The organism is Actinosynnema sp. NPDC053489, from assembly GCF_044544865.1.
Taxonomy (GTDB): domain Bacteria; phylum Actinomycetota; class Actinomycetes; order Mycobacteriales; family Pseudonocardiaceae; genus Actinosynnema.
On the sequence record NZ_JBITXT010000002.1, the window covers coordinates 714535 to 723748 of the forward strand.

The 9214-nt window shown below is 72.7% G+C and carries 10 protein-coding genes and 1 rRNA gene; 3 read left to right on the forward strand and 8 right to left on the reverse strand.

Going from position 1 to position 9214, the window contains the following annotated elements; genetic code table 11:
• Positions 1-32: 32 nt before the first annotated feature.
• The 6 genes from ACIGNX_RS06460 to ACIGNX_RS06485 form a co-directional block, all read right to left on the reverse strand.
• Entirely contained in the window at positions 33-962 is a 930-nt protein-coding gene (locus ACIGNX_RS06460; protein WP_396536946.1) for an NADP-dependent oxidoreductase, read from the reverse strand.
• Positions 963-974: 12 nt separating this feature from the next.
• Complete coding sequence (locus ACIGNX_RS06465) at positions 975-3917, reverse strand: bifunctional [glutamine synthetase] adenylyltransferase/[glutamine synthetase]-adenylyl-L-tyrosine phosphorylase (RefSeq protein WP_396536948.1); 2943 nt, start codon at positions 3915-3917, stop codon at positions 975-977.
• A gap of 39 nt (positions 3918-3956) precedes the next feature.
• Complete coding sequence (locus tag ACIGNX_RS06470; protein WP_396536950.1) at positions 3957-4181, reverse strand: hypothetical protein; 225 nt, start codon at positions 4179-4181, stop codon at positions 3957-3959.
• On the reverse strand, positions 4178-5311 hold the full coding sequence (locus ACIGNX_RS06475; RefSeq protein WP_396536952.1) for an anion permease: 1134 nt from the start codon (positions 5309-5311) through the stop codon (positions 4178-4180). The genes ACIGNX_RS06470 and ACIGNX_RS06475 overlap by 4 nt, the downstream gene beginning before the upstream one ends.
• 126 nt (positions 5312-5437) lie before the next feature.
• Entirely contained in the window at positions 5438-6175 is a 738-nt protein-coding gene (locus ACIGNX_RS06480; RefSeq protein ID WP_396536954.1) for a type 1 glutamine amidotransferase, read from the reverse strand.
• A 15-nt stretch (positions 6176-6190) separates the two neighbouring features.
• The gene (locus tag ACIGNX_RS06485) at positions 6191-6628 is read right to left on the reverse strand and encodes a rhodanese-like domain-containing protein (RefSeq protein ID WP_396536956.1); all 438 of its coding nucleotides are present in this window, start codon (positions 6626-6628) and stop codon (positions 6191-6193) included.
• Positions 6629-6707: 79 nt separating this feature from the next.
• On the opposite strand from ACIGNX_RS06485, the gene ACIGNX_RS06490 reads away from it, so the two are divergent.
• The 3 genes from ACIGNX_RS06490 to ACIGNX_RS06500 all read left to right on the forward strand — a co-directional run bounded on the left by ACIGNX_RS06490 (position 6708) and on the right by ACIGNX_RS06500 (position 8172).
• Entirely contained in the window at positions 6708-7172 is a 465-nt protein-coding gene (locus ACIGNX_RS06490; protein WP_396536958.1) for an Lrp/AsnC family transcriptional regulator, read from the forward strand.
• 99 nt (positions 7173-7271) lie between these two features.
• Complete coding sequence (locus tag ACIGNX_RS06495) at positions 7272-7805, forward strand: hypothetical protein (protein ID WP_396536960.1); 534 nt, start codon at positions 7272-7274, stop codon at positions 7803-7805.
• Between the two features lie 160 nt (positions 7806-7965).
• Positions 7966-8172, forward strand: a complete 207-nt coding sequence (locus ACIGNX_RS06500) for a helix-turn-helix domain-containing protein (protein WP_396536962.1) — start codon at positions 7966-7968, stop codon at positions 8170-8172.
• On the opposite strand, the gene ACIGNX_RS06505 is transcribed toward ACIGNX_RS06500, so the two are convergent.
• Positions 8153-9007 (reverse strand): GNAT family N-acetyltransferase, encoded by an 855-nt coding sequence (locus ACIGNX_RS06505; RefSeq protein WP_396536964.1) that lies wholly within the window; start codon positions 9005-9007, stop codon positions 8153-8155. The two genes, ACIGNX_RS06500 and ACIGNX_RS06505, sit on opposite strands and share 20 nt — an antisense overlap.
• A 78-nt stretch (positions 9008-9085) precedes the next feature.
• A 5S ribosomal RNA gene (gene rrf / locus ACIGNX_RS06510) occupies positions 9086-9202 on the reverse strand.
• Positions 9203-9214: the final 12 nt, after the last annotated feature.

Consider the following 9214-nt stretch of genomic DNA (forward strand, 5'->3'; position numbering starts at 1 on the left):
CCTCGCCCCCGTGACGGGGGCCCTTCACCGGCTCAGACGACCAGCACGACCTTGCCGCGCACGTGCTTGCCCTCCAGCAGCCGGTGCGCCTCCGCGGCCTGCTCCAGCGGGAACGCCTGCTGCACCTCCACCCGCAGCGCCCCGGAGCCCGCCTGCTCCGCCAACCAGTCCAGGTCGGCCCGCACGGGCTTGGCGTAGGCGTACCGCCCGCCCAGCTCCAGCACGTTGGTGTCCACGATGGACACGATCCGGGACGGGTCGCGCACCAGCGCGGGCGAGTCGTTGAGCGCCGCACCGCCCACGCAGTCGAACGCCACGTCGACCTTCCCGTCGCCGCCGACCAGCTCGGCCACGTTGTCGACCAGCGCGTCCCCGTAGGACACCGGCTCCGCGCCCAGGGAACGCAGGAAGTCGTGGTTGCGCGCCGACGCGGTCCCGATGACCCGGGACGCGCCGAGGATGCGCGCCACCTGCACGGCCAGGTGACCGACACCGCCGGCGGCGGCGTGCACGAGCACCGTGTCCCCGGACGTCACCCCGACCTTGCGCAACGCCTGCAACGCCGTCAGCCCGGTCAGCGCGAGCCCGCCCGCCTCCTCCCACGACAGCGACGGGGGCTTGTGCGCCAACCCCCGCTCGGTCGCGGCGATCAGCTCCGCGTACGTGCCGTGCTGCACGTGGTCCTTGCGCTGGTAGCCGAACACCTCGTCACCGACGGCGAAGCCGTCCACCGCCGGTCCGACGGCGCGCACCACCCCGGCCACGTCCCACCCCGGGACGAGCGGGAAGTGGTGCGGCACCGAGGCCGCCACGTACCCCATGCGCACCAGCCGGTCGACCGGGTTCACCCCGGCGGCGCGCACCTCGACCAGCACCTGGTCCAGCGCGATCGGCGGGTCCGGCAGCTCCCGCACCACGAGGACGTCGGCATCTCCGAATTCGGTCTGCGCGATCGCTTTCACGGACCCCAGTGTTCAGGACCCGTAGAAGATGCGCTCGATCACGGCCCGCGCACGCCGGGTGGTGCGCTGGTAGGAGTCGAGGAACTCGCCCGGGTCGCCCGCGTGCCCCATCGCCGACGCCACCGCCGCCAGGTCCCGCCCGACCGCGGGGAGCTGGTCGGCCGCCTTGCCCCGGACCAGCATGACGGCGTTGCGCGCCCGGGTCGCCATGACCCACGCGTCCGTCAGCGCCGCCGAGTCGTCCTCGGACACCAGCCCCGCCTCCGTCGCCGCACGCAGCCCGCGCACGGTCGACGGCGTGCGCAGCCCGGGCACCTCGAACGCGTGCTGGAGCTGGAGCAGCTGCACGGTCCACTCGACGTCGGCGAGCCCGCCGCGCCCCAGCTTGGTGTGCGTGGTCGGGTCCGCGCCGCGCGGCAGCCGTTCCGCTTCGACGCGCGCCTTGATGCGCCGGATCTCCCGCACGGCGTTCGCGTCGAGGCCCTTCGCGGGGTAGCGCACGGGGTCGACCATCTCGATGAACCGCGCGCCCAGGTCCGGGTCGCCGCCGATGACCCGGGCCCGCAGCAGCGCCTGGGCCTCCCACAGTTCGGCCCACTGCGCGTAGTAGGCGCGGTAGGAGTCGAGCGTGCGCACGAGCGGCCCCTGCCTGCCCTCGGGCCGCAGGTCGGCGTCCACCTGCAACGGCGGGTCCTGGCTGGGCGCGCTGAGGAGCTGCCGCACCTTCTCCACCACCGAGGACGCGTACCGGGCGGCGTCCGCGTCGCTCACGCCCGGCACCGGCTCGCACACGAACATCACGTCGGCGTCCGAGCCGTACCCCAGCTCGCGACCGCCGAGCCGGCCCATGCCGATGACCGCGATCGCCGCCGACGGCTCGCCCGCCGACCGCACCACCGCGTCCAGCGCCGCCTGCAGCACCGCCACCCACACCTCGGACAGCGACACGCACACCGTGCGCAGCGGCACGAGCCCCAGCAGGTCCGCCGACGCGACCCGCAGCAGCTCCTGCCGGCGCAACGAGCGGGCGGCGGTGACCGCGCGCTCCAGGTCGCTGTACCGGGCCACGGCGCTGCGCAGCGGGTTGCCGATGGCCATCGGGTCGCGGCCGACGAGCGCGTCGGTGTCGGCCAGCAGCGGCAGCACCTCGGGCGCGCGCACCAGCAGGTCCGGCACCAGCTTGGACGTGCCCAGCAGCGCGGCCAGCCGGTCGACCACCGTGCCCTCGTCGCGCAGCAGCCGCAGGTACCAGGGCGTCTCGGCCAGCGCCTCGGACACCTTCCGGTAGGCCAGCAGGCCCCGGTCGGGGTCCGGGGTGGTCGCGAACAGGTCCAGCAGCACCGGCAGCAGCGCCGTCTGGATCCGCGCCCGCCGGGAAACGCCCCTGGTCAGCGCCTCGATGTGCTTCAACGCGCCGTCGGGCGCGGCGTAGCCGAGCGCGGCCAGCCGCGCCGCCGCCTGGGACGTGGTCAGCCGCAGCGCCTCCGTCGGCACGTTCGCGACGGCCTGCAGCAGCGGCCGGTAGAACAGCTTCTCGTGCAGCCTGCGGACCTGGTTGGCGCGCTTGCGGAACTCGGCGAGCAGCACCTGGCTCTCCGACAGCCCGCCCTCGGCCTGCAACCCGGACGCGCGCGCCAGCCATCGCAGCGCCGCCACGTCGTCGTCCGCGGGGAACAGGTGCGTGCGCAGGAGTCGCTGCAACTGCAGCCGGTGCTCCAGCGTGCGCAAGAACCGGTAGGCGCGGCCGAAGTCGGCGGCGTCCGCGCGACCGATGTACCCACCGCGCCCCAACGCGGCCAGCGCCTGCGTGGTCGTGGTGATGCGCAGCTCCTCGTCACCGCGACCGTGCACGAGCTGCAGCAGCTGCACGGCGAACTCGACGTCCCGCAGCCCGCCGCGACCGAGCTTCAGCTCCCGGTCGGTCAGGTCGACGGGCACGTGGTCCTCGACGCGGCGGCGCATGGCCTGCACGTCGGGCACGAAGTTCTCGCGTTCCGCGGCCGTCCACACCAGGGGGCGCACCACGTCCATGTAGCGGCGGCCCAGCTCCTCGTCACCGGCGACCGGCCGGGCCTTGAGCAGCGCCTGGAACTCCCACGTGCGCGCCCACCGCTGGTAGTAGGTGGCGTGGCCGTCCAGCGTGCGCACCAGCGCGCCGGCCTTGCCCTCGGGCCGCAGCGCCGCGTCCACCTCGAAGCACGCCCGGCCCGCGACCTGCATCACCGCGCCCGCCAGCCGGGTCGCCACGGCCAGGTCGCCCTCGCCGACGAACACCACGTCGACGTCGCTGACGTAGTTCAGCTCCCGCGCGCCGCACTTGCCCATCGCGATCACCGCGAGCCGGCACTCGTCCGACCGCGGCACCTGCCGCGCGGCCACGTCCAGCGCCGCCCGCAACGCGGCCACCGCGAGGTCCGACAGCAGGCCGACGACGTCGTCGTAGTTGACGTACCGCTGCTCCGGTTCGACCACGTGCGCGAGGTCGACGGCGGCGATCCGGCACAGCAGCGCCCGGTACTCGACCCGCAGCGCCCGCACGGCCTCCGCTTCGGTCAGCCCGTCGACCGCGGCGAGCAGGGCCGGCGCGAACGACCCGCTGTCCACCGGCTCGTCGTCGGCCAGGCCGCGCCAGCGGTCGGGGTTGGCGACCAGGAAGTCCGACAGCGCGGTGGACGAGCCGAGCACCGCCAGCAGCCGACCGCGCAGCGCCTCGTCGTCCCGCAGTGCCGCGGCCAGCTCCGGCCACCGGTCGCCCGCCGCCTCCCGCAGCCGGTCGACCCCGCGCAGCGCGAGGTCCGGGTCGGGGCTGCGGGACAACGCCACCAGGATCGGCTCGTTGCCCTCGGTCGGTCGCCGTCCCTCCCACCAGCCCGCGGCGCGCAGGTGGTCACCGCTGCGATCCTCGGTCAGGCCGAACCGCGCGGGGGACGTGGGGTGGCGGGCTGGATCGGTCATCGACGAACACCGTAGTCCGCCCCGAGCCCCGAGGGGGCCTCAGGCAGCCACGATCAAGTAGATGCCGAACAACACTACGGTCACGCACGCCAGCAGGCAGGCCGCGGCGGCGACCGTCGGCAGCGCCGTCGACGCCTGCCGCTCCTGCGCCACCTCCCGCGCCGACCAGGCCCGCAGGCCGCCCGAGAACAGCAGCACGAGCCCCAGCACCACCGCGAGGCTCACCCCGAACACGGTGCCCAACGCCGCCCAGTCGATCTTCACGCCGCCACCTTGTGCGTCTCGGCCTGCGCCGCGATCTCGTCCACCACGTGCTCGGGCCGCACCGGCTCGCGGCGCGACAGCAGCCAGATCACCACCGACACCCCGATGCCGACCAGCGCGACGGCCACCACGCCCACCGTGCCCAGGGACGCCACCTTGCCCGCGAGCGCGCCGACCAGGCCCGCCGCCGGCAGCGTCAACCCCCAGGCCGCGGCCATCCGACCCGCCACGCCCCACCGCACGCCGCCGCGCTCCCGGCCCAGGCCGGAGCCCATGATGCCGCCGGACGCCACGTGGGTCGTGGACAGCGCGAAGCCCAGGTGCGAGGAGGCCATGATCACGGTGGCCGCGCTGGTCTGCGCGGCGAACCCCTGGGGCGCCTCGATCGTGGTCAGGCCCTTGCCCAGGGTGTGGGTGATGCGCCACCCGCCGAGGTACGTGCCGAGCGCGATCGCGACCGCCGCGCTCAGGATCACCCAAAGAGGTGGTTCCGAGCCGGGGGCGAGGGTGCCCGCGGTGATGAGCGTGAGCGTGATGATGCCCATCGTCTTCTGGGCGTCGTTCGTGCCGTGCGCCAGCGACATGAGCGCGGCCGAGGCGATCTGACCGGCCTTGAACCCCTTGTCGGTCACGGACTTCCGCGCCCGCCTGGTCAGCCGGTAGGTCAGGTAGGTGGCCAGCAGCGCCACGATGCCCGCGACCAGCGGCGCGGCGATCGCCGGCGCCACCACCTTGTCCACGACCTTGGCGAAGTGCACGGCGTCCGCGCCCGCCGCGACCCAGGTCGCCCCGATCAGGCCGCCGAACAGGGCGTGCGACGAACTCGACGGCAACCCCACGTACCAGGTCACGAGGTTCCACATGATCGCGCCGACCAACCCGCCGAACACGATGGCGGGCGTGATCGCCGCGTCGTCGACGATCCCGCCGGAGATGGTCTTGGCGACCTCGACCGACAGCAGCGCGCCCACCAGGTTCAGCACCGCGGAGAACGCGACGGCCGTGCGCGGCCGCAGCGCCCCGGTGGCGATCGAGGTCGCCATCGCGTTCGCGGTGTCGTGGAAGCCGTTGGTGAAGTCGAACACCAGGGCGGTGACGACCACGATGATGACGAGGAGCGAGGCATCCACGCTGATTCCTCCAACTGAATCGACACAGTCGGAGGTAAACGCTACCCGTCTGGCCGATGAACCCTCACAACGACAAGGTGAACGCTACCTGTCCCGGCAGTGAACACCCGTGTTGATGGACGTTCATCACACCAGCGGCAGGCTCCGGTGGATCGTCAGCTCACCGGCAGCCAGACGCACGAATCGTTCGGCGAACGGCTGCCACACCTCCTGGATGTCCTCGTGCCCCGCGGCGAGCCGGTCCGGGTCGAGCGACCGGGGAAGCCCGCCTCCCGCCTCACCGGAGTACCCCGCCGCCCACCGCAGAACCACCTCCGGTGTCGTCTCGATGTGGAACTGGAGCCCGTAGGCGTGCTCGCCGACGCGGAACGCCTGGTTGGCGCACTTCGGCGACGACGCGAGCAGCACGGAGGTCGGCGGCAGCAGCACCACCTCGTCGAAGTGGAACTGGAGCACGTCGGGCGTCCACGGCAGGTCGGCGAACAACGGGTCCTCGCCCGCCACGTCCCGCTTGGCCACCAGGCCCATGCCGAGCTCGGGACCGAGCGGGTTGCGCCGGACCTGCCCGCCGGTGGCCGCGGCGAGCAGCTGCGCGCCGAGGCAGATGGCCAGCACGGGCACCCTCCGCGACACCGCGTGGGACAGCAGCCGGCGCACGTCGGCGAGCCACGGGTGGTCGGCGTCGTCCAGCGGTCCCATCGCACCCCCGAGGACCACCAGGCCCCGGTAGCCGTCCAACGAGTCCGGCACCGGCCCTTCGTAGGGCCGCACCACGTCCAGCTCCGCCCCGGCGGCGGTCAGCCACTCGCCGAGGCGGCCGAGCGGGTCGTCGTGGTCGGGTTGCACCACCAGCAAGCGCGTCACGCGACCGAGGGTAGATCAGCAGTCACAGGAAATCGCGGGCCGGTCCGCGGTCCCGGCGGCGCCACCCTCCACGGGGTAGCCGGACGCGTGCCAGGTGGTGATGCCACCGGCCAGCCGCTTGACCTTGAAACCCAACCGCGACAGCTTCAGCGCGCCCTTCGTGGCCGCGTTGCACTCGAAGCTCTCGCAGTAGCAGACGTAGACCAGGTCGCGGTCCCAGTCCGCCGTGGTGGTCTCGTCGACGTCCCAGTGCGGCAGGTTGATCGCGCCGGGGATGCGGAGGCGGGCGAACGCCTCGGCGCTGCGCGTCTCGACCAACCGGAAGCCGGCGGTCGTGCCGGCCCGCAGGTCGCGGACCACGTCGTCGGGATCGGCCTCGAAGGCCAGTTCGGCGGCGAAGAACGCGGCGGCGGCAGCGGGGTCGGCGGCGGGGAAGCGGAGCGTGTTCGTCATGGGGAAATCGTCGCCGACCAGCGGGTTCTGCCCCATGCGGAAGTCAAGGCGTTCCGGGCTCCCGGCTTACGATTCCACGGTGGAACTGGACGACCTGGATTGGAAGTTGTTGGAGCTGCTCCAGCGCGACGGCCGGATGACGTTCACCGAGCTGGCCAAGCGGGTCTCCCTGTCCGCGCCCGCGACGACCGAGCGCGTGCGGCGGCTGGAGCAGGCCGGGATCGTCACCGGCTACGTCGCCGTGGTCGACCCCCAGCGGCTCGGGCTGCCGATCGAGGCGATCGTCCGGGTCCGGGTGCGCAGCCTCGACACGCCCCGCTTCCGCGACCGGGTGGTGACGCTGGCGCAGGTCCGCGACGCCGACCACGTGACGGGGGACGACTGCTGGCTGCTGCGGGTGGTGTGCCGGTCGATGGCGGAGCTGGAGGAGTTCGTGGAGCAGGCCCAGCGGTACGGCGACACGACCACCTCCCTGGTCTTCTCCTCCCACGCGCGCAACCGGCCCGTGACGCGCGAGGTCTTCGGGGGTATCGTTTCTCGATAACATCGATAATCGATATGCGGGGGGCATGTCATGTCGAGGGAGAACCCGTTAGAGCCGTTGACCGGGGTCGTGGGGGCGGTGCTGACGATCAGCGCGGGGATGTTCGGAGTCGGTGCCGCCACGAGGCTGACCATCGGCCTGTTGGACCCGGTCTGCTTCATCTCGAAGAACTGGCCGCACGGCACGGAGGCCGTCGGCCTGGCCGCGGGCGTGAGGGTGGACCGGGTAGACCGGGTGGCGCTGTGCGTCGACGACCCGGCACCGTGGCAGTACGTGCTGAGCGCGCTGACCGACGCCCCGACACCGCTCGCGCAGCTCGCCGGCCTGTTCCTGCTGGTGAAGCTCCTGCGTGACGCGGCACGCGACGGCATCCACACGGACGGCACGGCGGCCGGCGTGCACCGCCTCGGGCTCTACCTGCTGTGGGTCCTGCCCGCCGCGGCGATGGTCGAGTCGATCGCGCGGACCACGCTCGTGCACGCCGCCGTCACGTTCGACGCCGGCTTCCTGTCGTTCTTCGGCGAGTGGGAAGCGCCCTGGTGGGCCGTCGTCACCGGCTTGGCCCTGCTTTCGCTGGCGAAGATCTTGCGAACGAGCGCTGAGATGCGGGCCGAGCTGGAAGGGACGGTGTGACCGTGCACCGCGACCCGTCTCCGGCAGTTCCGCGGTTCGTCCGCACCGATCCGCATGCGGAACAGCCCGTGGGGGGTGGTGGGCACGGGACTCGGGTCGCCGCGCTTGGCAAGATCGTGCGGACGGGCGCGGAGATGCGCGAAGACCTTGAAGGAAGCGCGTGGGCATCCAGGTGCACCTCGATCGGCTACTCGCCGAGCGCGGGATGACGTTGACCGAGCTGGCCGACCGGGTCGGGGTGACCGTGGTCAACCTGTCGATCCTCAAGAACGGTCGGGCGAGGGCGATCAGGTTCAGCACCCTGTCCGCCCTGTGCGAGGCGTTGGACTGCGAGCCGGGCGACCTGCTCAGCCACCGGCCGGGGTGAACACGAACTCCGCGGAGTCGACCACCGGCCGGAAGCCGATCCGCTGGTAGACCGAGTTCGCCGTCGGGTTGGCCAGGTCGGTGTAGAGGACGACGTGCTCCGCGCCGTTGTCCCGGGCCCACGACGCGCAGGCCGCGGTGACCGCCGCGCCGTAACCGTGCCGGCGGTGCTCGGGCGGGGTGTAGACCGGGCCGATGCGGGACATGCCGGACGCGGGCGCGCTCGCCGCCGCCCACGCCACCGGCTCGTCGCCGAGGTACCAGACCAGGTGACCGTGCCCGGCCGTCATGCTGATCCGCACCAGTTCCCGCGACCGCTCGTCGCTGATCCCCTCGGGGGCCTGCTCGGTCGCCTCGACGCCGAAGCGGGTGCGCCACCGGCTCAGCAGGGGCAGGTCGTCCGAGGTCGCCACACGCGCCGCACCGGGCACGTCCGGCACCACGAGGTCGCCCAGCTCGTGCAGGCGCAACGCCATGTGCTCACGGGCACCGCAGCCGGTGCGCGCGGCCCAGGCGACGACGAACGCCTCCACCGACTCGCGCGGGCCGTTGACGCCGGTGAGCTCCACCTCGCCGGCCAACGCGTCCGCCACGGTCTCGGCCCACTCCGGCGCGACCCCGCTCAACGTCAGCGGCCACGGCGGGGTGCGCAGGGCCGCGGCGACCAGGACTCCGTCCTCCGTGACGCTGACCAGGAGCGGGGGCAGGTCGTCCGGGTCGGCGTGGTTGAGCCTGCGGTCGACCGCCGCGATCGGGATCGTGTGGAACACCGGGTCCGTGTTGAAGAACTCACCGGTCAACGCCCAGAACTCCGCCAGGTCGTCGTGTCTCGTCACCTCGGCCACAACCGGACGGTAACGCAAAAAGCCTTCAGGGGCACCCGGTGAACCGGATGCCCCTGAAGGCGAAAAATTGTTCGGCGGCGTCCTACTCTCCCACACCCTCACAAGTGCAGTACCATCGGCGCTGGAAGGCTTAACTACCGGGTTCGGAATGGGACCGGGTGTTCCCCAACCGCTATGACCACCGAAACACTATGAAAT